This window comes from Caballeronia hypogeia, assembly GCF_001544875.2.
Lineage (GTDB): Bacteria > Pseudomonadota > Gammaproteobacteria > Burkholderiales > Burkholderiaceae > Caballeronia > Caballeronia hypogeia.
The window spans coordinates 292,121-314,721 of sequence record NZ_FCOA02000001.1 but is presented as its reverse complement, the minus strand read 5'-3'; the positions used below and the strand labels follow the sequence as shown (position 1 = coordinate 314,721).

22 protein-coding genes are annotated in these 22,601 nt (G+C 64.0%); 16 read left to right on the top strand and 6 right to left on the bottom strand.

Going from position 1 to position 22,601, the window contains the following annotated elements:
- Window positions 1-193: 193 nt before the first annotated feature.
- The gene (locus tag AWB79_RS01410; protein WP_061165583.1) at window positions 194-403 is read right to left on the bottom strand and encodes a twin transmembrane helix small protein; all 210 of its coding nucleotides are present in this window, start codon (window positions 401-403) and stop codon (window positions 194-196) included.
- 125 nt (window positions 404-528) lie between these two features.
- Between AWB79_RS01410 and AWB79_RS01405 the strand changes: the two genes are divergently transcribed.
- The 5 genes from AWB79_RS01405 to AWB79_RS01385 are packed head-to-tail and all read left to right on the top strand — an operon-like array spanning window position 529 to window position 4,577.
- Window positions 529-1,272, top strand: a complete 744-nt coding sequence (locus AWB79_RS01405) for an SURF1 family protein (protein ID WP_061165582.1) — start codon at window positions 529-531, stop codon at window positions 1,270-1,272.
- A gap of 30 nt (window positions 1,273-1,302) precedes the next feature.
- The gene (locus AWB79_RS01400) at window positions 1,303-1,941 is read left to right on the top strand and encodes an SCO family protein (RefSeq protein ID WP_061165581.1); all 639 of its coding nucleotides are present in this window, start codon (window positions 1,303-1,305) and stop codon (window positions 1,939-1,941) included.
- Window positions 1,942-1,965: 24 nt separating this feature from the next.
- Window positions 1,966-3,075 carry a COX15/CtaA family protein gene (locus tag AWB79_RS01395; RefSeq protein WP_061165580.1) on the top strand — a complete coding sequence of 370 codons (1,110 nt, stop codon included), beginning with the start codon at window positions 1,966-1,968 and terminating at the stop codon, window positions 3,073-3,075.
- 9 nt (window positions 3,076-3,084) lie between these two features.
- Window positions 3,085-3,990, top strand: coding sequence for a heme o synthase (cyoE, locus tag AWB79_RS01390; protein WP_061165579.1), 906 nt, complete (start codon window positions 3,085-3,087; stop codon window positions 3,988-3,990).
- Window positions 3,987-4,577, top strand: coding sequence for an SCO family protein (locus AWB79_RS01385; RefSeq protein ID WP_061165578.1), 591 nt, complete (start codon window positions 3,987-3,989; stop codon window positions 4,575-4,577). The genes cyoE and AWB79_RS01385 overlap by 4 nt, the downstream gene beginning before the upstream one ends.
- Window positions 4,578-4,611: 34 nt before the next feature.
- Here the strand turns inward: AWB79_RS01385 and AWB79_RS01380 are convergent, their stop codons facing one another.
- On the bottom strand, window positions 4,612-4,911 hold the full coding sequence (locus AWB79_RS01380) for a YciI family protein (RefSeq protein WP_061165577.1): 300 nt from the start codon (window positions 4,909-4,911) through the stop codon (window positions 4,612-4,614).
- A gap of 225 nt (window positions 4,912-5,136) precedes the next feature.
- Between AWB79_RS01380 and AWB79_RS01375 the strand changes: the two genes are divergently transcribed.
- Window positions 5,137-5,949 carry a MetQ/NlpA family ABC transporter substrate-binding protein gene (locus tag AWB79_RS01375; RefSeq protein WP_061165576.1) on the top strand — a complete coding sequence of 271 codons (813 nt, stop codon included), beginning with the start codon at window positions 5,137-5,139 and terminating at the stop codon, window positions 5,947-5,949.
- Between the two features lie 69 nt (window positions 5,950-6,018).
- Here the strand turns inward: AWB79_RS01375 and AWB79_RS01370 are convergent, their stop codons facing one another.
- A complete protein-coding gene (locus tag AWB79_RS01370) occupies window positions 6,019-6,945 on the bottom strand; it encodes a bifunctional helix-turn-helix transcriptional regulator/GNAT family N-acetyltransferase (protein WP_061165575.1) in 927 nt (308 codons plus the stop codon).
- A gap of 338 nt (window positions 6,946-7,283) precedes the next feature.
- On the opposite strand from AWB79_RS01370, the gene AWB79_RS01365 reads away from it, so the two are divergent.
- From AWB79_RS01365 to nagE, 5 genes are all read left to right on the top strand, one after another.
- Entirely contained in the window at window positions 7,284-8,018 is a 735-nt protein-coding gene (locus AWB79_RS01365) for a GntR family transcriptional regulator (RefSeq protein WP_061165574.1), read from the top strand.
- Between the two features lie 162 nt (window positions 8,019-8,180).
- Complete coding sequence (gene nagA / locus AWB79_RS01360; protein WP_061165573.1) at window positions 8,181-9,284, top strand: N-acetylglucosamine-6-phosphate deacetylase; 1,104 nt, start codon at window positions 8,181-8,183, stop codon at window positions 9,282-9,284.
- Complete coding sequence (locus tag AWB79_RS01355) at window positions 9,277-10,284, top strand: SIS domain-containing protein (RefSeq protein ID WP_061165572.1); 1,008 nt, start codon at window positions 9,277-9,279, stop codon at window positions 10,282-10,284. Before nagA ends, AWB79_RS01355 begins: the two co-directional genes overlap by 8 nt.
- A 13-nt stretch (window positions 10,285-10,297) precedes the next feature.
- Window positions 10,298-12,886, top strand: a complete 2,589-nt coding sequence (gene ptsP, locus AWB79_RS01350) for a phosphoenolpyruvate--protein phosphotransferase (RefSeq protein ID WP_061165571.1) — start codon at window positions 10,298-10,300, stop codon at window positions 12,884-12,886.
- A 79-nt stretch (window positions 12,887-12,965) separates the two neighbouring features.
- Window positions 12,966-14,765, top strand: coding sequence for an N-acetylglucosamine-specific PTS transporter subunit IIBC (gene nagE, locus AWB79_RS01345; RefSeq protein ID WP_061165570.1), 1,800 nt, complete (start codon window positions 12,966-12,968; stop codon window positions 14,763-14,765).
- A gap of 139 nt (window positions 14,766-14,904) precedes the next feature.
- Here nagE and rpoH read toward each other — a convergent pair whose 3' ends face one another.
- Entirely contained in the window at window positions 14,905-15,840 is a 936-nt protein-coding gene (gene rpoH, locus AWB79_RS01340; RefSeq protein WP_061165920.1) for an RNA polymerase sigma factor RpoH, read from the bottom strand.
- A gap of 364 nt (window positions 15,841-16,204) precedes the next feature.
- On the opposite strand from rpoH, the gene AWB79_RS01335 reads away from it, so the two are divergent.
- Together AWB79_RS01335 and AWB79_RS01330 are read left to right on the top strand one after the other, a co-directional pair.
- On the top strand, window positions 16,205-16,771 hold the full coding sequence (locus tag AWB79_RS01335; protein WP_061165569.1) for an acyloxyacyl hydrolase: 567 nt from the start codon (window positions 16,205-16,207) through the stop codon (window positions 16,769-16,771).
- 44 nt (window positions 16,772-16,815) lie between these two features.
- On the top strand, window positions 16,816-17,199 hold the full coding sequence (locus AWB79_RS01330) for a nuclear transport factor 2 family protein (RefSeq protein ID WP_061165568.1): 384 nt from the start codon (window positions 16,816-16,818) through the stop codon (window positions 17,197-17,199).
- A gap of 19 nt (window positions 17,200-17,218) precedes the next feature.
- Here the strand turns inward: AWB79_RS01330 and leuA are convergent, their stop codons facing one another.
- Together leuA and ybiB are read right to left on the bottom strand one after the other, a co-directional pair.
- Window positions 17,219-18,868 (bottom strand): 2-isopropylmalate synthase, encoded by a 1,650-nt coding sequence (leuA, locus tag AWB79_RS01325; protein WP_061165567.1) that lies wholly within the window; start codon window positions 18,866-18,868, stop codon window positions 17,219-17,221.
- A 426-nt stretch (window positions 18,869-19,294) separates the two neighbouring features.
- On the bottom strand, window positions 19,295-20,287 hold the full coding sequence (gene ybiB, locus AWB79_RS01320; RefSeq protein ID WP_061165566.1) for a DNA-binding protein YbiB: 993 nt from the start codon (window positions 20,285-20,287) through the stop codon (window positions 19,295-19,297).
- A 313-nt stretch (window positions 20,288-20,600) separates the two neighbouring features.
- On the opposite strand from ybiB, the gene AWB79_RS01315 reads away from it, so the two are divergent.
- The 3 genes from AWB79_RS01315 to AWB79_RS01305 are packed head-to-tail and all read left to right on the top strand — an operon-like array spanning window position 20,601 to window position 22,554.
- Window positions 20,601-21,299, top strand: a complete 699-nt coding sequence (locus AWB79_RS01315; protein ID WP_061165565.1) for a fumarylacetoacetate hydrolase family protein — start codon at window positions 20,601-20,603, stop codon at window positions 21,297-21,299.
- Window positions 21,296-21,940: a maleylacetoacetate isomerase gene (maiA, locus tag AWB79_RS01310; RefSeq protein ID WP_061165564.1), complete on the top strand. Its 645-nt coding sequence runs from the start codon at window positions 21,296-21,298 to the stop codon at window positions 21,938-21,940. The genes AWB79_RS01315 and maiA overlap by 4 nt, the downstream gene beginning before the upstream one ends.
- Window positions 21,937-22,554: a LysE/ArgO family amino acid transporter gene (locus tag AWB79_RS01305; RefSeq protein ID WP_061165563.1), complete on the top strand. Its 618-nt coding sequence runs from the start codon at window positions 21,937-21,939 to the stop codon at window positions 22,552-22,554. Before maiA ends, AWB79_RS01305 begins: the two co-directional genes overlap by 4 nt.
- The last annotated feature ends 47 nt before the right edge of the window (window positions 22,555-22,601 follow it).

The window sequence follows — 22,601 nt, the reverse complement described above, 5'->3', positions numbered from 1 at the left end:
GCGTTTAGCCGTCCGCGATGCAAGACCGGCGGCGACGCCGGTCCGAGAGCATAGAAGCAGTGATCAACACGCCGCCCTCGAAGTCTCAAGGGGCGGCGTTGCGTTTCCAGGGGGCGGATGAATGCGCGTGCGAAAGAGCCGTGGCGCGACAATTCGTCTCGTAGGGCGCAGTCCGCGCCGCGGGTTATCGTCCTCAACGTCCGATGGGGATGCCCGAAGATTGAATCCAGCCCATCCAGTGCGCGAACAGGATGAAGAGGAAGAGGGAAATGGACAGCCCGACGCGCGCGGCGAGGGACCACACCATCCGCTTTGTCCGGCCCCGGTCGTTCATCATGAAGTAGAGCGCCGAACCCAGGCTGCCAATGATGAGGATGAATGCGATAGCAACGATGATGTGCATGAAACCAGCCAGCGATTTTGCTCAGAAACCACGTTGAGCAGTATTGAATTGAACCATCTCATTATCTCACTCGATGGATTGCGCCGTGCAGCACCGGCTCGCATGCTCGCGCTAAGGTGTGCAGCATGAAGATCCGCTTCTGGCCCACGCTCGTGATTCTGATCGTCGTCGCCGTGACGGTGCGCCTGGGCTTCTGGCAACGCGATCGCGCGCATCAGAAGGAAGCGCTCAACGCGCGAATCGTCGCGTTCGAGAATGCGCCGGCGCAGCAGGTCGGCGTCGCGCCGATCCCGCTCAAGTCCATCGAGTTTCATCGTGTACAGGCGCGCGGCGAGTTCATGCCGGAGCGGGTCGTGTATCTGGACAATCGTCCGTATAACGACCAGCCAGGCTTTTATGTCGTGATGCCGCTTAAACTCGAGGGCGGCGGCTACGTGCTGGTGAATCGCGGCTGGCTGCCGCGCAACCTGGCGGACCGCACGGGCATCGAGCCGTACGAGACGCCGAAGGGCGTGGTCGACGTAACAGGCATCGCGCGCGCGAATGCGTCGCAGGCGTTCGAGCTGGGGCAGGGCGGATCGGCTGCGCACAAGGAGATTCGTCAGAATCTGGATGTAAAGGCGTATGCCGCCGAGACCGGGCTCGCGTTCCAGCCCTTCGTGATCCAGCAGACGAACGATACCGGCGACAAGCTCGTGCGCGACTGGCCCGCGCCGACGCTCGGCGTCGAACGAAACTACGGCTACATGTTCCAGTGGTGGGGCATGGCGGCGGCGGCCATCGGCTTCGGCCTGTACGCCGCGCGCCGCGCCGCCAAGAAAGGCGACGATCGCGAAGAAAGCGACGACGAAGCCGAACACCACGCCTGAAGCACCGACCGAACAGATACGTATATACCGATGCAATCACAACGCTCCACTGCCACCGCGCAGCAACGAACCACGAAGAAGGGCTCCTGGCATAGCGGCCGCTGGATGCTCGTGCTGCTCGCGCTCGTTTGCGCGGCGCCGGTGATCGCGTCCTATCTGATGTATTACGTGTTCAAGCCAGCGGGCGGAACGTCGAGTTACGGCGCGCTGATCGAGCCGCAACGGCCGATTCCGTCGCAACTGATGGTCACCGACGAGAAAGGCCAGAGCCTGCCGTTCAAGTCGCTCGAAGGCAAATGGCTGATGATCACCGTGAACGGCAGCGAGTGCGACGAGCAATGCGCCACGCGCCTGTATTTCATGCGCCAGGTGCGCGTGCTGCAATCGGGCGAGCGCGAGCGCGTCGTCAATGTCTGGCTGCGCACCGATGACAAGCCGGTCTCGGACGTCATCAAGACCGCGTATCCGCAGCCGGACACACGCATGCTCATCGCCAGCGCGAAGGACGTCGCGGCGTGGCTGCCTGTGAACGACGGCGCGAAGCTCACGGATCACATCTTTCTCGTCGATCCGAACGGCAACTTGATGATGCGCTTCCCGAAGAATCCCGATCCGAAGAAGATCAACGCGGATCTGGCGAAGCTCTTGAAGTGGTCGCGCATCGGCTAAAACGCAGGACGAAGGTAGAAGAGCATGTTTTTACTGCAACTCGGTCTGATCGGCATATGCATCGCGCTGCTGCCGCTTTCGTACGTCTGGGTCAAGGCCGATGACAACAAGTTCCGCAAGCTGGTCTGGCTCACCACGTTCCTGACGCTCGATCTGATCATGTTCGGCGGTTTCACGCGACTGACCGATTCGGGCCTCGGCTGTCCGGACTGGCCGGGCTGCTACGGCACGTCGTCGCCGTTCATCGCGCATGCGCAGATCAGCGCCGCGTATCACGCGATGCCCACCGGCCCGGTCAGCATGGTCAAGGCGTGGATCGAGATGCTGCATCGCTATTTCGCGATGGCGATCGGCGTGCTGATCATCGCGCAGGTGATCATCGCGTGGACTGCGCGTGTGAAGAAGCGTCCGCTGCATGTGTCGCCGTGGTGGCCGACCGGCATTCTGGCGCTCATTCTCCTGCAAGGCGCGTTCGGCGCATGGACGGTCACGCTCAAGCTGCAACCCGTGATCGTCACGACGCATCTGCTGCTCGGGCTCGCGCTGCTGGGCGTGCTCGGCTGGCTCGCAGCGCGCATGACGCCGATTCCATCGCTCGATTCCGCCACCGCGCGCTGGATGCCCGCCGCGGCATTCGGATTGCTGCTGCTGGTGGTGCAGATCGCGCTCGGCGGCTGGGTCAGCACGAACTACGCGGTACTGGCCTGCACGGACTTTCCGCTGTGCAACGGCCAGTGGATTCCGCCGATGAACTTCGAGCACGGCTTTCACCTGTGGCGCGCGCTCGGCATGACCGGCGACGGCGAAGTGATCTCGCAGGACGCGCTCGTCGCCATTCACTGGACCCATCGCACGTTCGCGGTCGTGGTCGTGCTTTACCTGCTGTGGCTTGCGCTCCGGCTGCGACGATTCGAATCGCTGCGAAAGCCCGCGAATGGCGTATTGTTGCTGATCGTGATTCAGTTCCTGACCGGCATGTCGAACATCGTGTTGCAGTGGCCGTTGCCGGTCGCCGTGGCGCACAACGGCGGGGCCGCCATCCTGTTGCTGCTGCTCGTTATGCTAAACTTTCGAATCTCTTCCAGCCGTCCCGGCCGCGCCGCGGTTCCCGCGCGCGACGTCGTTTCAGCGTGACTCCACATCATGGATAGCACGACACTCAATTCCCCCTTCGGTAGCCGCGCATCGCAATATCTCGCGCTGACCAAACCGCGCGTCACGCAGCTGGCCGTGTTCTGCGCCGTCATCGGCATGTTCCTGTCCACGCCGGGCATGGTGCCGTGGGACAAACTCATCGGCGGCGCCGTCGGCATCTGGCTGCTCGCCGGCGCTGCGTTCGCGATCAACTGTCTCGTCGAACAGAAAGTCGATGCGAAAATGCGCCGCACCGCGTGGCGTCCGTCCGCGCGCGGCCAGATCACCACGACGCAGATTCTGACCTTCTCGGCGGTGCTCGGCGGTATCGGCATGTGGACGCTCTACACGTTCACGAATCCGCTCACGATGTGGCTGACCATCGCCACGTTCGTCGGCTATGCGGTCATCTACACGCTGCTGCTCAAGCCTTATACGCCGCAGAACATCGTGATCGGCGGCGCCTCGGGCGCGATGCCGCCCGCGCTCGGCTGGGCCGCAGTCACGGGGCATGTGCCCGGCGACGCGTGGATTCTCGTGCTCATCATCTTCGTGTGGACACCGCCGCATTTCTGGGCGCTCGCGCTGTATCGCCGCAAGGACTACGAGAACGCCGGCCTGCCGATGCTCCCTGTCACGCACGGTGAAAAGTACACGCTGCTCAACATTTTCCTGTACACGCTGGTGCTGTTCGCGGTCACGCTGATGCCGTACATCTCGGGCATGAGCGGCGTCGTGTATCTGGCGAGCGCGATCGCGCTCGGCGCAGGATTCATCGGTTATGCGTGGAAGATGTATCGCAATTATTCCGATGAGCTCGCGCGCAGGACTTTCCGTTATTCGATCGTCTATCTTTCGCTGCTGTTCGGCGCGCTGCTCGTGGATCACTATGTGCGCACGGTGATTGGCGCATGACGGTCATTTTTCGTCGTATCTTCGCGCTGCTCATGTTCGTGGCGCTGCTTTCCGCGTGCGAGAAAGCGCCCGATTTCAAGAATCTCGACATCACCGGCAACAAGCAGTTCGGCAGCGATTTCTCGCTCCCCGATACGCACGGCAAGACGCGCACGCTGGCCGACTTCAAGGGGAAGGCGGTCGTCCTGTTCTTCGGCTATACGCATTGCCCGGACGTGTGCCCGACGACGCTCGCCGAACTCTCGCAAGCCATGCAGCAGCTCGGCGACAAGTCGAAGGACGTGCAGGTGCTGATGGTCACCGTCGACCCGGCGCGCGATACGCCCGATCTGCTCGGTCAATATGTGGCAGCGTTCAATCCTTCGTATATCGGCTTACGTCCGGCGAACGATGCGCAGCTCGCGCAGGTCGCGAAGGACTTTCGTGTCTACTACGCGAAGGCGCAAGGCAAGACGCCCGACGATTACACGATGGATCACACCGCCGCGAGTTACGTCTTCGACAAGGACGGCAAGCTCCGTCTCTTCGCGCGTGACGGGCAGGGCGTGGAGCCTTGGGTTCACGACCTGAAGCTGCTGATCGACTGATGGAGAAAGTGGCCCACGCGGGCCACTTTTCATTTCAGACTTCCGATGACGGCTCCGGCAAATTCAGTCCGGGCGCAAGCCGCATCGCCTTGAACTCGATGATGTCGTAGTGGGCGAGCTTCTGCCGGGCGAACGGGTCTTCCGCGATGATCGCATCGAGCCGCTCGCGCTCGATGCCCGACGCCAGAATGATGCCGCCTTCGCGCGGCACCTTCGGCCCCGCGACGACGAACACGCCCGCGGCGAAATAACGTTCGAGATAGAGGCGATGGGCTTCGAGCGCATCGTCGATTTCGGCCAGCGCGCCGGTATAGCGCAAATTGATCACGTACATGATGAGTCGCCCTCGAGCGCAAAGATTTGCGATGTTTTGTTGCGATTCTATCCGCACGACACGCTTACCACGCGGCCCGTGATATCCACATGAGCATTCTGTATTTCCGCTCGCACCATGGTTGTGCGAACATCCGTCACCTCGACAGATTGTGCGTGAAATTCGCAGGTCGATGAAGAATCAGGCAATCCCGCGGCAAGAACGCATCACCGAAACAGGAACACAATGCAGCGCAGAAATTTGCTCAAAGCCATTACCGCCATCGCGACGTCCGCCGCGCTCTTCACCAGCCTCGCCGCTCACGCCGATGACAAGGTGATCAAGGTCGGCACGATCAGCGGTCCCGACGCGCAGATCTGGCAAGTCGTGCAGAAGGTCGCCAAGCGCGAAGGGCTCAATGTGAAAGTGATCGAATTCAACGACTACGTGCAGCCGAACGCGGCGCTCGATGCCGGCGATCTCGACGCGAACAGCTTTCAGCATCAGCCGTATCTGGACAGTCAGGTCAAGCAGCGCGGCTACAAGATCGTGAACGCCGGACTGACTTACATCTCGCCGCTCGGCGTGTACTCGAAGAAGCTCAAGTCGCTGAAGGATCTGCCGCAGGGCGCGAAGGTCGCGGTGCCGAACGATCCGTCGAACGAGAACCGCGCGCTTCTGCTGTTGCAGTCGCAAGGCGTGATCAAGCTGAAAGCGGGAGCGGGCACGAACGGAAACAACGCGACGGCGCTCGACGTGGCCGAGAATCCGAAGAAGGTCAAGCTCGTCGAACTCGACGCAGCGCAGCTCCCGCGCACGCTCGCCGATGTCGACGCCGCCGCGATCAATACAAACTTCGCGCTGGCTGGCGGCCTTCAGCCGACCAAGGACGCCATCGCCCTCGAGGACGTGCACAGCCCGTACGCGAACCTGATTGCAGTGCGCGCCAAAGACAAGGATCAGCCGTGGGTGAAGAAGCTGGTCGCTGCATACCAGTCCGATGACGTGCGCCAATTCCTGAAGAGCGAATTCAAGGGCTCGGTCGTGCCTTCTTTCTGAACGCCAAAGAGCTTGTACTTAGGAACGGCGTCCTGCGGGACGCCGTTTTGCATTGCGGCCCGAGAAACCTCAGTCGACATACAACTGTTGCAGTTCCCGCTGCCACACGATACCCGTGGTTTCGTCGGACTCCGGCGTGAAGCCGGTTCGCTCGAGCAGTGCACAGAGGTCTTGCTGAGGCTCGTCCAGGCGACAGATCACCTGTTCGTAACGAGCGCCGTGGGCGAAGTTCGCGCACGCGGCCACGAGTCGTTCACCGAGCCCGCGTCTGCGCACGCCCGGTTCGACGAACAGCAACTCGATCCGCGCCCGCGTTTCGGACTCCGCAGTAAGCAAGGCAGCGCCAACGCGTGTTGCCGAGTCCTGCTCCGCGATCCAGCAGGCAATGCGCGGCTTGTTCGCCTGCATGGCGACGAGGAAGTTCGCCACTCGTTTCGCCGCGAGCGCCTCGCTGGAGAGCCTCGGCCGCGGACCGGGATAGAGATGCGCGTGGCGCTCGATCATCCAGCCGAAGTCACCGCTGCGCGGCGCGCGCAAGCGGATTTCTCCTTCGCCGCATGTCGACGACAGTAACCGTTCGACGTCCGCCATTGCGGTGCAAAGCTGCTCGATCTCGCCGGCGGTCAGGCGCTTGAGCAGCAGGCCCGTTTCCGCGGAGATATGCAGGTCGATCTCATCGACCTGGGCTTTCGCTTCTGGCGTGATCGTCAGCAGGTGTGCGCGTCCGTCGGACTCGTTTCTTCGTCGCACGACGAGACCGAGCTTCTGGAAATTGTTGATCAACCTGCTGAGATAGCCGGTATCCAACCCGAGGTTGCGCGATAGGTCCGCGGCCGTGCTGGCCCGCTGCTGTGCCAACTCGTGAAGAATTCGCATCTCGGTCAGTGAGAAGCAGCTTTTGTGCAGCCGCTCATGGAGCGCACCGGTGTGGCGCGCGTAGAAACGGTTGAAGCGGCGTACCGCTTCGACGGCCCGGCTCGGATCAGGACAGCCCATCACGTCAGTCTCTCGTCTTTTGTTGAAATTAATAGTGAATCCGAACTAATGGGACTATTGTGCCAAAGAAGAACGAGCGTGCGAATACGCAAATGCCCGAAAAAGCGCTCAGCAACCCAAAAAATGGGTATTCCGGCAAGTAAGGAACCAATTCATCAACTGGACTGCATGTAAGGGAAAGTCCGTATGCCCAGCTTGTTTCCGGACGATCCGCTAAACAGTTTTTAACTTATTGATTTGGCTGAGATTTTAATGTGTTCGTTGAAGTGTCATCTTAGAATTGACTGGTATTATGTTGGTTATATAATGGGCTCCAATTCGACGACCGGGCGCCGCTGATGGAGTACCGCTGGCAGGACCTGATGCCCGACCCTCGCAGCGACACGCCGCTTTATCTTCAATTGACCTCGCGTCTCGCCAAGGCAATTCATGCGGGCTCCTGGGCGGCGGGCGAGGCGCTTCCGTCCGAACGCACGCTGTCGGAGCGCGTCGGGGTGTCACGAATCACGGCGAGAAAAGCCATCGCGTTGCTCGTCGAACAAGGTTTGATCCGGCGCGTGCGTGGAGCGGGCAGCTTCATTACGCCGCGCGTCGAAGATCCGCTTTCCAGGCTCACCGGTTTCACCAGAAAAATGGAGCAGCGTGGCTTTCGGCCAGATTCGATCTGGCTGGATCGCGGAGTGCGAGCAGCGAATCGAGACGAAAGCGTGCGTCTTGGCTTGCCTCCGGGCGCGGCCGTTGCGAGCCTGAGGCGACTGCGTCGCGCCGACGGCATCGTGATGGCGGTCGAGCATTCGGCCTTGCCTGTCGCGGTCGTTCCGGAGCCGCTCGCGATCGGCGCGTCGCTCTATCGGTATCTGGAGGAGCGCGGGTCGTCGGTGGTGCGCGCGTTGCAGCATTTTCGCGCGGTGAACGCGGGCGCCGAAATCGCCCGGCTGATGGGTGTGGCGCCGCGCGCCGCGCTGCTGGTCATCACGCGCGTCGGCTATTCGGCGGATCAGCGCGCGATCGAATTGACGGATACCTACTGCCGCGACGACTACTACGACTTCGTCGCCGAGCTGCATCGATAAGCGTCGGCACAGACGCATGACGTCACAGGCAACACGAGAGTTGACACGAAAACGAGAGGGACCAGGGAGGCCGTTCGCTTCTTCCGTTACGGAAGCCTGCTCGCAGCACGGCGCGGACGGCGCTGAACCTCAATCAAGCATCGCGCACTTCCAGAGAACTTCATGCTGAAAGGAAACATACTCACGACCGATGGCTGGATCCACGGCACGATTCGTTTCGAGAACGGCCGCGTGACGGCGCTCGAAGGCCATATCGCCGATCCGCTCGCGAACGACGCGCCGTACATCCTGCCGGGCTTCATGGACCTGCACGTGCACGGCGGCGGCGGGCGCGACATCATGGAAGGCGGCGACGCCGCCGACACCGTCGCGCGCCAGCACGCCCAGCACGGCACGACGAGCCTGCTCGCCACCACCATGACCGCGCCGCGCGACGAACTCATGGAAGTCGTCGCCGGCCTGGGCGTACAGGCGAAGCATCGCGCCGCGGGTGGTGCGCGCATGCTCGGCGTGCATCTGGAAGGTCCTTACATCAATCCCGGCAAGCTCGGCGCGCAACCGGACGCGGCCGCAGTCGCGGTGCGCGACGAAGTGCTGAAGTACCTCGAGCTCGCGCCGATCCGCGTCGTCACGATCGCGCCGGAAATCTCGGGCCATCTGGACATCATCTCGGAAATGGCGTCGCGCGGCGTGCGCGTGCAGCTCGGCCATTCGCTCGGCACCTACGACGACGCCGTGAACGCGCTCAAGCACGGCGCGCGCGGCTTCACGCATCTGTTCAACGCCATGTCGCCGCTGCATCACCGCGACCCGGGCATGGTCGGCGCGGCGCTCGCGCACGCCGAATACGCCGAGCTCATTCCCGATCTGCTGCACGTGCATCCGGGCGCGATCCGCGCCGCGATGCGCGCGATCCCGCGTCTGTACGTGGTCACCGACAGCACTTCGGCCGCCGGCATGCCCGACGGCGAATATCGCCTGGGTAGCCAGCACGTCACCAAATGCATGGGCGGCGTGCGTCTCGCGGACGGCACGCTCGCCGGCAGCACCCTGACGATGGATCAGGCGCTGCGCAATCTCGTCTCGCTGGGCATCCCGCTCGCGGATGTCTCGAATCGCCTGTCGCGTTATCCCGCCGACTACCTCGGACTCGAAGACCGCGGCCGCATCGCGCGCGGTGCCTGGGCCGATCTCGTCGTGCTCGACCGGGAACACGCGCTGACCGCCACGTACGTCGAAGGAGAGTCAATTGTCGAATATGCTTAATGAGGCGCTGGAGTCCGCGGATGTCGTCGCGGCTCAGCTCGCCGACACGTCCCGCATCGAAGCGCTCGCGGAAAAGCTCAGGGAGCAGCCGCGCAATGTCGCGCTGACGGTCGCGCGCGGCAGTTCCGACCACGCCGCCAGTTACTTCGCCAGCCTGACGATGAGCCGCATCGGCGTGCCGGTCGCCTCGCTGCCGATGTCCGTCGCCACGCTCCAGCAGGCGCCGCTGCGCGTGTCGGGCCAGTTGGCCGTCGCGTTCTCGCAATCGGGCAAGAGCCCGGACCTTGTCGGCACCATGCAGGCGTTGCGCGATGCGGGCGCGTTCACCGTCGCCGCCGTCAATGTTGTCGGCTCGCCGCTCGAAGACGCGTGCGAATACTTCCTGCCGCTGCTCGCCGGTCCCGAGCTTTCGGTGGCCGCGACCAAGAGCTATATCGCGATGCTGTCGCTGTCGGCCATCGTGATCGCGCACGTGCAGCGCGACCACGAACTGCTCAACGCGCTGAAGACGCTGCCGGACGCGCTGCGCGCGGCGGGCAAGCTCGACTGGACGCGCGCCGTGAGCGAACTCACGAACGTGGATCGCATGATCGTGATCGGCCGCGGGCTAGGTCTGGCAATTGCCCAGGAAGCGGCCCTCAAGCTCAAGGAAACCTCGGGCATTCAGGCCGAGGCGTTCTCCAGCGCGGAAGTGCGTCATGGACCGATGGAAATCATCGACCGCGACTATCCGCTGCTCGTGTTCGCGCCGCGCGGTCCGGAACAGGCGGGTCTCATCCAGCTCGCCGCCGACATGCGCGCACGCGGCGCGCGTGTGCTGCTCGCCGCGCCCGGCGACGTGCCCGAAGCGGAGCTGCCGCTGGTCGCCACCGATCACCCGGCGCTCGATCCGATCGCCGCGATTCTTTCGTTCTATGTGATGGCCGCGGGTCTGGCCGCCGCGCGCGGGCGCAATCCCGACGCGCCGCGCCACCTGAACAAGGTCACCGAAACCCATTGAGTGAGACAAGCCGATGCGCCGTGCCGAGGAGTCCCTGTTGAACCATTCCATCGATAACCCGAACGACGTCGTGCTGCTCGCGCCGTTCACCGGCCCCGTCGTGCCGCTCGCCGACGTGCCCGATCCCGTGTTCGCCGAAGGCATGTTCGGTGACGGCATCGGCATCGATCCGCTCGACAATGTGCTCGTGTCGCCTTGCGACGGCACCATCACGCATCTCGCGCGCACGCATCACGCAGTGACGCTGCGCACGAAAGAGGGCGCAGAGATCCTGGTGCATATCGGCATCGATACGGTCGAGCTCGGCGGCGAAGGTTTCGCGCCGATCGTCGAGCAGGGCGCGGCGGTGCGCGCAGGTGATCCGCTGATCGAATTCAACGCGGATTACGTCGCGCGGAACGCGCCGAGCCTGGTCTCGGTGATCGCGGTCGCGAACGGCGATGCCTTCGATGTCGTCGATCGCGCCGGGCGCGGCGTGTCGAAAGCGGGCTCGCGCCTGCTGGTGCTGCGCGCGAAGAGCGGCGAGAAAGCGGAGACCGCGCGCTCGGGCGCCGTGGTGATGGAAGAGGCGCGCCGCAGCCTGACGCTTGCTCACGCGGGCGGCCTGCACGCCCGTCCGGCGGCGCGGGCGCGCGAAGCGGCGCGCGGCTTCGACGCCAAGGTCGAAGTGCGTTACGAGGGCAAGAAGGCGCCGGTGGAAAGCGTCGTCGGCCTGCTCGGTCTGGGTGCGGGCGAGGGCGCGACCATCGAACTGGTCGGTATCGGGGCGCAGGCGCATCAGGCGGTCGAAGCGGTGGCGGCCGAGTTGCTGCGCGCGGCTGCCGGCGAAGTTGAAGAGTCGCCTGCGCGCGACCGGTCGCCGGCGCCCGTCGTCGCGGCGCGCGCATCAGGCGAGCCGTTGCCGCCGAACACGCTCGCGGGCGTGTGCGCGGCGCCGGGCATCGCGGTGGGCAAGCTCGTGCGCTGGGACGATCAGGACATCGTGCCGCCGGAGCAGGCGGCCGGTTCGTCGGCGGCGGAAAGCCGTGCGCTCGACAAAGCCATCGCCCAGGTCGACGCCGAACTCGGCGAAACCGTGCGCACGGCGTCGCAGCGTGGCGCGGTGGGCGAAGCGGGCATTTTCGCGGTGCATCGCGTGCTGCTGGAAGATCCCACGCTCGTCGATGCCGCGCGCGATCTGATCAGCCTCGGCAAGAGCGCGGGCTTCGCGTGGCGCGAGGCGATCCGCGCGCAGATCGCGCTGCTGAACAACGTGCAGGACGAGCTGCTCGCCGAGCGCGCCGCCGATCTGCGCGATATCGAAAAGCGCGTGCTGCGCGCGCTCGGCCTGACCAACACCGCGGCTCTGGAGTTGCCGCAGGAAGCGGTGCTCGCGGCCACCGAATTCACGCCGTCCGATCTGTCGTCGATCGACCGCACGCGCGTCACCGCGCTCGTCATGGCGCGCGGCGGCGCGACTTCGCACGCGGCGATCATCGCGCGCCAGATGGGCATTCCGGCGCTCGTCGCGATCGGCGATGCGCTGCACGCGATCCCCGAAGGCACGCAAGTCGTGGTCGATGCCTCCGCGGGCCGCATCGAGCATGCGCCGACGCAACTCGACGTCGAACGCGCCCGCGCCGAGCGCGAGCGTCTCGCCGGCGTGCGCGAGGCGAATCGCAAGATGTCGCAGCAGGCGGCATCGACGAAGGACGGCCGCGCGATCGAAGTCGCCGCGAACATCGCGACGCTCGACGATGCGAAAGCCGCGGTCGAAAACGGCGCCGATTCCGTCGGCCTGTTGCGCACCGAGTTGCTGTTCATCCATCGCCAGTCTGCGCCGACGGTGGCCGAGCACGCCGAAAGCTATCAGGGCATCGTCGATGCGCTCGCCGGCCGCACCGCGATCATCCGCACGCTCGATGTCGGCGCGGACAAGGAAGTCGATTATCTGACGTTGCCACCCGAAGAAAACCCCGCACTCGGCCTGCGCGGCATTCGTCTCGCGCAGGTGCGCCCCGACCTGCTCGACGACCAGTTGCGCGGCCTGCTCGCCGTGCAGCCGATCGGCGCGGTGCGCATTCTTCTGCCGATGGTCACCGATGTCGCCGAGTTGAAACGCCTGCGTGCGCGCATCGACGAACTGGCTCGCGAAGCGGGCCGCACGGGGCCTATCGAAGTGGGCGTGATGATCGAAGTGCCGTCGGCGGCGCTGCTGGCCGACCAGCTCGCGAAACACGCGGATTTCCTTTCGATCGGCACCAACGATCTCACGCAGTACACGCTCGCGATGGACCGCTGCCAGCCCGACCTCGCCGCGCAGTCCGACGGCCTGCATCCGGCCGTGCTGCGCCTCATCAAGGCGGCGGTGCAGGGCGCGGAGAAGCACGGCAAGTGGGTCGGCGTGTGCGGCGCGCTCGGCGGCGATCCGGTCGCGGCGCCCTTGCTCGTCGGCCTGGGCGTAACCGAGTTGTCGGTCGATCCGGGTTCGGTGCCGGGCATCAAGGCGCGCGTGCGCAATCTCGATTACCAACTGTGCCGCCAGCGCGCCGAGGACTGCCTCGCGCTCGAATCGGCGCAGGCAGTAAGAGCGGCAAGCCGCGAAATCTGGCCACAGGAATAACTTTTCCGCCGGTTTCACGGAGCCTTTTTCCAGCAATCCTCAAGCAGCAACGACAAGACCTATATTTTTGGAGAACCCGATGGACGCCAACCCGTTTGCAAAAATGCAGCGACTAGGCCGCGCGCTGATGCTGCCGATCGCCGTACTACCGGTGGCCGGCCTGCTTCTGCGTCTCGGCCAGCCCGACGTCTTCAACATCAAGATGATCGCCGACGCCGGCGATGCGATCTTCACCAACCTGCCGCTCCTCTTCGCCATCGGCGTGGCGGTGGGCTTCGCGAAGGACAACAACGGCACGGCGGGTCTCGCCGGCGCGATCGGCTATCTGATCGAAGTGGCCGTGATGAAGGACATCAACGACAAGCTCAACATGGGCGTGCTGTCGGGGATCATCGCCGGTATGGTGGCCGGCTATCTGTATAACCGCTACAAGGACATCAAGCTGCCCGAGTATCTGGCGTTCTTCGGCGGCAAGCGCTTCGTGCCGATCGTGACCGGCGTCGCGTGTCTGATACTCGGCATCGTCTTCGGCTACATCTGGCAGCCGGTGCAGGCGGCCATCGACGCCGCGGGCAACTGGCTGACGACGGCCGGCGCGCTCGGCACCTTCGTCTTCGGCGTGCTGAACCGCATCCTGCTGGTGACGGGTCTGCATCACATCATCAACTCGCTCGCGTGGTTCGTGTTCGGCTCGTTCACGCCGCCGGGCGGCGGCGCGGTCGTGCACGGCGACCTGCATCGCTTCTTCGCGGGCGATCCGACCGCGGGCGGCTTCATGACCGGCTTCTTCCCGATCATGATGTTCGGTCTTCCGGCCGCATGCCTCGCGATGTTCCACGAAGCGCCGAAGGATCGCCGCGCGGTCGTCGGCGGCCTGCTGTTCTCGATGGCGCTGACCGCGTTCCTCACGGGCGTGACCGAGCCGATCGAATACAGCTTCATGTTCCTGGCGCCGGTGCTGTACGGCATCCACGCGGTGCTGACGGGCTTGTCGCTCGCGATCTGTTCCGCGCTCGGCATCCATCTGGGCTTCACGTTCTCGGCGGGCGCGATAGACTACGTGCTGAACTACGGGCTGTCGCAGCGCGGGTGGCTGGCGCTCGTGGTGGGTGCGGTGTACTTCGTCGTCTACTACGGCCTGTTCCGCTTCTTCATCCGCAAGTTCAACATGGCGACGCCGGGCCGCGAGCCCGCCACGACCGACGCCGAAACCGACCTCACGCAAACCGTCGATGGCGGCCTGATCCCGCCGGTTCCGGGCGCGGCTGCCGTGTCCGCGTCGAACACGCGTGCGTCGAAGTACATCGCGGCGCTGGGCGGCGCGTCCAACCTGACGCTCGTCGATGCCTGCACGACGCGTCTGCGTCTGTCGGTGGCGGATACGGAGAAGGTGTCGGAAGCGCAGTTGAAGAGAGCCGGCGCGCGTGGGGTGCTGAAGCGCGGCGCGACCAACGTGCAGGTGATCATCGGGCCGGAAGCGGACCTGATCGCCGATGAAATCCGTGGTGAACTGGAGCATTCGTCGACGCGTGGCGCGACGCCCGCCTCGTCCGCACCGGCGCAACCGGCAGCGGCAGGATCAGCAGTGAGCGCCGACCAGACGCCCGGCCCGCTCGATCCGGACCCGTTCCGCTGGCTCGCGGTGTTCGGCGGCGCGACCAACGTCGCTTCGCTCGACGCGGTAGCGCAGACGCGCCTGCGCGTGGTCGTGCGCGATCCGTCTTCGGTGGATCGTCAGCGTTTGTCGTCGCTGGATGTCGCGTGGATGTCTACCGATACGTTCCATATCATCGTGGGCGCTGCGGCTCAGCGATATGCGGCGCAATTGAGCACGCGCCTGTCGGCGGGCGGCAGCGGCGCAGCGCCGATGCCGGCCTGATGCCGACTTGATGCAATAGTCGATGGTTGAAAGCAGACGGCGCCTTCGGGCGCCGTTTGTATTTGGGGTGCGGCCAAAGAAAAAGCCCGCCGTCTTTCGACAGCGGGCTTCGCAACTTGCTCTAAGGCACAGTCAGGTGTTACGCGAAGTCGTGCAGGGCCGAGCGCATCTTCTTCATGGCGCTTGCCTCGATCTGGCGAATCCGCTCCGCCGACACGCCGAATTCGTCGGCCAGTTCATGCAGCGTCATGCCGCCCGAGCCGTCGTCCTGCACGTCGAGCCAGCGCGCCTTGATGATGCGGCGGCTGCGCTCGTCCAGCGACTCGAGCGCTTCGGCGAGGCCATCGCTTTGCAGCTTGTCGAACTGGCGTGCGGCGATCACGTTGGTCGGCTCATTGTGCGAGTCAGCCAGATAGGCGATGGGCGCGAACGCTTCCTCGCCGTCCTCGACCTGACCTTCGAGCGCGATATCGCCGCCCGACAGACGCGTTTCCATCTCCGCGACTTCCTCGCGCTTCACATTCAGTTCGCTTGCGAGACCTTCGATCTCGTCCGGCGTGAACGCCGAATGGCTGGTCTTGTGGCTACGCAGGTTGAAGAACAGCTTGCGCTGCGCCTTGGTCGTCGCAACTTTCACCATGCGCCAGTTGCGCAGGATGTACTCGTGAATCTCGGCCTTGATCCAGTGCATTGCGTACGACACCAGGCGCACGTTTTGCTCAGGGTCGAAGCGCTTCACAGCCTTCATCAGACCGATGTTGCCTTCCTGGATCAGGTCCGCGTGCGGCAGGCCATAGCCCAGATAGTTGCGGGCGATCGACACGACGAGGCGCAGGTGCGAAAGCACGAGCTGGCGCGCCGCGTTCAGGTTGCCCTGCTCACGGAATTCGGTGGCGTACTGACGTTCCTCTGCCGGCGACAGCATCGGAATACGGTTCACTGCTTGTATGTATGAATCGATGTTGCCGATCTGGCCGGTCAGCATCGACGACTGTGCGTACGTCAGCGCGCCTGCCGAAGATGCCTTGGCAGGTGCCGAGTTCACAACATTCGGAAGGGTCATCGCATTGGTCACGCTCATAAGCTCCTTATCAACAATTCATTCGCCGCTTAACACGGCGACAAGTCAGACACGATATTAGCACTCCGGTTCAGTGAGTGCTAAGTGTTAGAGCGACGGGGAATGTGGGAGTTCCCACAAAAACTATCGAATTTGCGGGATCAATAGGACAGACTGTTGCGCTGGGAGCGGAAAATTCAAGCGACTCTGGATTGGTGTTCGAATGAGTTACCGTGGTTTCGGGTTGTAACGAAAGATAATTTAACAAAACATCGCAACCAGACGCTATATCTGCAACTGCTGTCTAATCTCACTGAAATTCGCCAGACAGCATCGATTAGTGAAACACACCCGTTATCCGAGAGTATTTGGGGTGCTCATGTATAAAAACAAGACTCCGTGGCATCGTCCGTTGTCCCGTCTGGTTGTGTGCGTCGCGCTTGGCTTCGTTTCGGCGGCGGCGCACGCTGACCGGTTCGGCGTGCAAATCGCAGGCGGCGTCGCCAACCGCGATATCAAGAAAATCGATCTCGGTCTGTCATGGGATCCGGACCTGATCTGGTGGGAAACCGGCGGGTTCCACTTCACGTTCATCGGCGAAGGGCATGTTTCCTACTGGCATACGACCGAGGATAACGCGGTACACCCGAGCATCTGGGAGTTCGGCATCACGCCGGTGGTCCGCTTCGTGAAGAGCGCTGGTTATTTCCGGCCGTTCATCGAGGCCGGCGTCGGCGTGCGGCTGCTCTCGCACACACGCATCACGGAGGATTTCAGCGTGGGGTCGGCGTTTCAGTTCGCGGACATGGTGGGCGTCGGCATGATCTTCGGCGCCAGGCAGAACTACCAGGTAGGCTTTCGCTTCCAGCATATGTCGAACGGTGGTATCAAAGAGCCGAATCCTGGTATAAATTTCAGCCAGCTATATCTGCAATACAACTTCTGACGGGGCGCCTGCGCATCGGTTCCCCGACACAAGGGGATCGACAGATGCCGGCAAAAACCATTGAGGCCATACGCGGCCTCGAGCGCGACCGCTTCCGTGCGATGGTCGAGGGCGACGGCCCGACGCTGGACGCGCTGCTGGCCGAAAACGTCAGCTACGTCCACACCAACGGCAAGCGGGAGACGAAGCGCCAGTTCATCGACGCCATCACCGCCGGGCGTCGCCGCTATCGGCAGATCGAGATCCAGTCGCAGGACGTGATGCCCGCCGGCCGCGACACCTGCCTCGTGTCGGGACGCGTGCTGATCGAAATGGAATCGAAGAACGGCGCGCTGCTCTTTCCGATTGCCTACACGGCGGTGCACATCCAGACCGAAGGCCAGTGGCAACTGCTGGCGCTGCAGGCGACGCGCGTCGCACTCGAGTGAGGCCACGCGCGCCGCCGCATCACGCTTCGACGGTTTCGTCCTGCCGCATCTCGTCGAGCCGTTCCGAGCGATTCACCGCGCTCACGACCGCATCGGCGACCGCCAGCGCCGGGTTCGCATGCACCGCCACGCCGAAGCGCGTCTGGCCGTCGCCGACACGGCAGCCGACGAACGCCGCCGTGTCGCCGCCCGTCGTCACCGCCGTCTCGAACCAGTTCACGTTGGCATCGACGCCCAGCGCCGCCGCGATCGTCTGCGCGTAAGCCTCGCTGCTCGCGGCGTGCGCGGCCGGCGCTATCGCGACGTGCCGTCCGAATACCGACAACGTCGACGCATCGACACGCGTGAGCGCGCCGCCCGCGTCGAAATATTCGCGCCGGAAGAGTTCGCAGATCGCCTCGCCGCTGATTTCCGCGCCGGACGTATCGGTGACTTTCTGGACCGCGTGGCTGAATTCGATCTGCACGCGGCGCGGCGGCGTGAAGCCCAGACCGCGTTCGAGCAGATAGGTCGCACCGCCCTTGCCCGACTGGCTGTTCACGCGAATCACGGCGTCGTAGCTGCGGCCGAGATCCGCAGGATCGATCGGCAAGTAGGGCACTTCCCAGACGGTTCCCGGCACCCGCTGCGCGAAGCCCTTGCGGATCGCGTCCTGATGCGAACCCGAAAACGCGGTGAACACGAGATCGCCGGCATACGGATGACGCGGATGCACCGGAATCTGGTTGCAGCGCTCGACGACACGGCGCACGGCGTCGATATCGGAAAAATCGAGGCCAGGATCGATGCCCTGCGTGTAGAGATTCATCGCGAGCGTCACGAGATCGACGTTGCCGGTGCGCTCGCCATTGCCGAAGAGACATCCTTCGATGCGGTCCGCGCCCGCGAGCAGCGCCAGTTCGGCGGCAGCGACCGCCGTGCCGCGATCGTTATGCGGATGCACGGACAAGACGATGCTGTCGCGAAAACCCATGTTGCGGTCCATCCACTCGATCTGGTCGGCGAACACGTTCGGCGTGGCGGATTCGACGGTCGCGGGCAGGTTCACGATCATCTTGTGATCGGGCGTCGGACGCCACACTTGCGCCACCGCGTCGCAGACTTCGCGCGCGAAAGAGAGCTCGGTCATGCTGAACGTCTCGGGCGAGTATTGGTAGACCCAGTGCGTATCCGGCCGCGCGGCCGCGCATTCCTTGATGATGCGCGTGCCTTCCACCGCGAGCGCCTTCACTTCGTCCTTCGACTGGTTGAACACGATCTTCCGGAACGACGGCGCGATCGCGTTATAGAGGTGCACGATCACGCGACCCGCGCCTTCGACGGCCTCGAACGTGCGTTCGATCAGCTCGCGGCGGGATTGCACGAGCACTTCGATGGTCACGTCGTCGGGAATGCGTTTTTCGTCGATCAGCTTGCGGACGAAGTCGAAATCGGTCTGCGATGCCGACGGGAACCCCACCTCGATTTCCTTGAAACCCGTTGCCACCAGCATCTCGAAGAATTCGAGCTTGGCTGCGATGCTCATCGGCTCGATCAGCGACTGGTTGCCGTCGCGCAGATCGGTGCTCATCCAGATGGGCGCCTTTTCGATCGTGCGATTCGGCCAGCGGCGGCCATTCAGACGGACTTGCGGAAACGGGCGGTATTTCTCGGCGGGGTTCGGCATCATGATCGTCGATCTCTCTTCGGACGGTTTGCGTAGCGCCTGCGAGAGAAACCGAATCCGGCGGCTGGCCGATTGCGGTTCGATGCACCTAAGACCGGGCCGCGCGCACGATCACACGGATCACCAGCGATGGTGACGCCTGCGACCAACGTGAACGTGCGCGAAGCAGCGTGCATTTGACCCTCGCGTTTCCGTCTCGCGGGATGCGCGAACGAAAAGCTGACGACTACAGGTGGTAAGAAAAGGAACTGCGGGGACTTCTGGCAGGACCGCGCTTGCTCGGAAAACCCGATAACGCGCGGCGCTACGTCTGGCGACTTACGCTAGACGTAGCGATAGGGGCCGCGCTAGGCGGCCCGAAATAATTCGGAGGGAGGAGGGCTGGGTGAAGCTCATGCGCTCGACTTTAAACCAGCGTTGAATACCGTGTCAAATCGGATTTGCCTGGTCAGCGAGCGGTTTGCGTGCGATCTCGGCGATCACTTCGACCTGACGCGCGACCGCCGGCGGCACTGGCACGTCGCCGCGCAGCACGCATTCGACCCAGCGCGCGGTGGTCGCCGCGTCGAGCGCTTCGGGCAGATCGACGTGCGGCGCGTGCGGTTGCGAATGCTCCGGCGACATGAGCGTTTCGACCCGACCGTCGTGAAACCAGTCGACCTGGACCTGACGCCGCGTGTCCGCGACCGCTTCGCCTTCGGTGCCGCGCGCGAGCAGCGCGCCGCCCGTGGCCGCGTCGGGATGTTCGGTGAACAGCCCGGTCAGACTCTCGCGATACTCCGGATGCGTGTAGTTGACGAGCCGCAGACCCGGCTCCGCGAAGGGTTGCAGGATTTTCACGAGTGTGTGGGTCGAGTTGCGGACACCCATGCGGCGCCGTAGCGCCAGCAACCGCGCGAGCTTCGGCGCGAGCACGGTGATCGGCGCGAAGGCGAGACGGCGCGATGCGAGGCTGTCTTCGATTTCATCGTGCGAGGCCGCGTGCGCGATCCCGAGTTCGGCGAAGATTTCGGCGCTGGTCACGCGGCCTGGATCGTCGGTGACGCCGTGCACGAGCACCGGCACGCCTTCGCGCGCGAGCAGCAGCGACAGGAGCGGCACGAGATTGGGTGTCTTGCGCGCGCCGTTGTAGCTCGGAATCGACACGGGGCGCGCGTGTTCGCGACCATCCTGGACGTGCAGCGGCTCGAACGAGCGATGCGCGGCGGAGAGCATCGCGGCGAGCTCGGCGGAAGACTCGCCTTTCACGCGATAGGCGAGCAGGACCGCGCCCAGCTCGAGCTCGGGCACGCGGTTTTCGAGCATCGCTTCGTAGAGCGCGAAGGTGTCGTCGTGGGACAAGGCGCGCGCGCCGTTCGGCCCGCGGCCGATTTCCTTGATGTAGCGTGCGCAGGCGAAAGTGGGGGCAGCGGATTCGGTCATGGAAAAGTGCGCGGATCGGGCGCTCAATTCCGTACTGTGAGCCGTACCTTGAGCGATGCCGTCGCGCGATCTGATGTGCAGGAATGTCATTCAGTACCGCATTTGACGTGCGCTGGCAAGGTCCGACGAGGCAATGCGTCCGGCGATTTTCCCGGCCGAAGGCGCTTCGAAAGCTCGCAAAGCCGCGCCTGCCAAGCCTCGCGGGCTTCGCCACGATGTGCGGGCGCGCGTTAAACTCGCTGTTCTCGCAGGCGGTCCGCGCCAGCGCATTCGTCCATCAATCTGCAAATCAAAACAGCAACAGGAGAGCGGGATGAGTTACGTGTTTTCTCCGGCGCCGGCGGCGGCCGTGCCCGTCGACAGTTCGAACGAGCAGTTTCCCGTGCGCCGCATCTACTGCGTCGGCCGCAATTACGAAGCTCACGCGCGCGAAATGGGCCACGATCCGGATCGCGAGCCGCCGTTCTTCTTCAGCAAGCCCGCCGACGCCGTGCTGTACGTCGCGCCGGGTGCGACTGGCGAATTCCCGTATCCGTCGCAGACTAAAAATCTGCACTTCGAGATGGAACTGGTCGCCGCCATCGGCAAGCAGGGCAAGGACATTCCCGCCGATAAAGGTCTCGATTACGTCTACGGCTACGCGCTCGGCCTCGACATGACGCGCCGCGACCTGCAGGCCGAAGCGAAGAAACTCGGCCGTCCGTGGGACACCGCGAAGGGCTTCGACCGCTCCGCGCCCATCGGTCCGATCCATCCGGTGTCGAAGGTCGGGCATCTGGAGAAGAGCGCGATCTGGCTGACCGTCAACGGCGAGGAAAAGCAGCGTTCGGACATCTCGCAACTGATCTGGTCGGTGGGCGAGACGGTCGCGTATTTGTCGACGCTCTTCGAACTCTTCCCCGGCGATCTCATCTTCACCGGCACGCCGGAAGGCGTCGGCGCGGTCGTGAAGGGCGATCTGCTGAAAGGCGGCGTCGATGGCATCGGCGAGTTCTCGGTGCGTGTCGTATGAAGCTCTACAGCTATTTCCGCAGCTCGGCGGCGTATCGCGTGCGTATCGCGCTGAACCTGAAGGGGCTCGACTACGAGTACGTGCCGGTTCACCTGTTGCGCGACGGCGGCGAGCAGCTCAAGCCCGACTATCGCGCGGTGAATCCGGACGGCATCGTGCCCGCGCTCGTCGATGGCGACGACGTGCTCACCCAGTCGCTCGCGATCATCGAATATCTGGAGGAGACGCATCCGGAGCCGCCGCTGCTGCCGAAAGATCCTTCCGATCGCGCGTTCGTGCGCGCGGTGGCGATGCAGATCGCGTGCGAAATCCATCCGCTCGACAATCTCCGCGTGCTCAAATACCTGAAGCATGAGGTGAAAATCGACGAGGACGCGAAGAACGCGTGGTATCGGCATTGGGTGGAAACGGGCTTCGAGACGCTCGAAAAGCGTCTGGCTAGCGACAAGCGCGTCGGCAAGCTGACCTTCGGCGACACGCCGACCGTCGCCGATCTGTGCCTCGTGCCGCAGGTGTTCAACGCGCGGCGCTTCAAGATCGACACGAGCCAATACCCGACGATCGAGCGCATCGCCGATCACGCGTGCAGCATCGAGGCATTCGCCAAGGCCGCGCCGGCTCAGCAGCCTGACGCCGAATGACGGTTGATGCGGCGAGTTATCTGGCTGGCGCGGGACTGGGCGCGAGCCTGATCGTCGCGATCGGCGCGCAGAACGCCTTCGTGCTGCGGCAAGGACTGAAGCGCAGGCACGTGGGCATCGTCGTGGCGATCTGCGCGCTCATCGATGTCTTGCTGATCGGGCTGGGCGTCGGAGGCATGGGCGCGCTCATTTCACGGGCGCCGGTTCTGCTCGACGTGATTCGCTGGGCCGGCGCGGCCTTCGTGTTTCTCTACGGCCTGCGCGCGTTCATCGCCGCGTGGCGCGGGCCGGGACATCTGAACGCGTCGGACAGCGAATCGCAGACGGCGATCGGCGCGGCATCCACTGTGCTCGCGCTGTCGCTGCTCAATCCGCACGTTTATCTCGACACGGTGGTGCTGCTCGGCGGCATCGGCGCGCAACGCGGCTGGCCGGGCAACGCGTGGTTCGCGGCGGGCGCGATGTGTTCTTCCATCATCTGGTTCACCGCGCTGGGCTACGGCGCGCGACTGCTGGAGCCGTGGTTCGAGAAGGACGTATCGTGGCGCGTGCTCGACGTGATCGTCGGCTGCGTGATGTGGTGGATCGCGGCGGCGCTCGCGTTCTCTCGATGAAATGAAAAAGGGGCGTTCGTCTCTGAACGCCCCTTTTTGACTTGCCA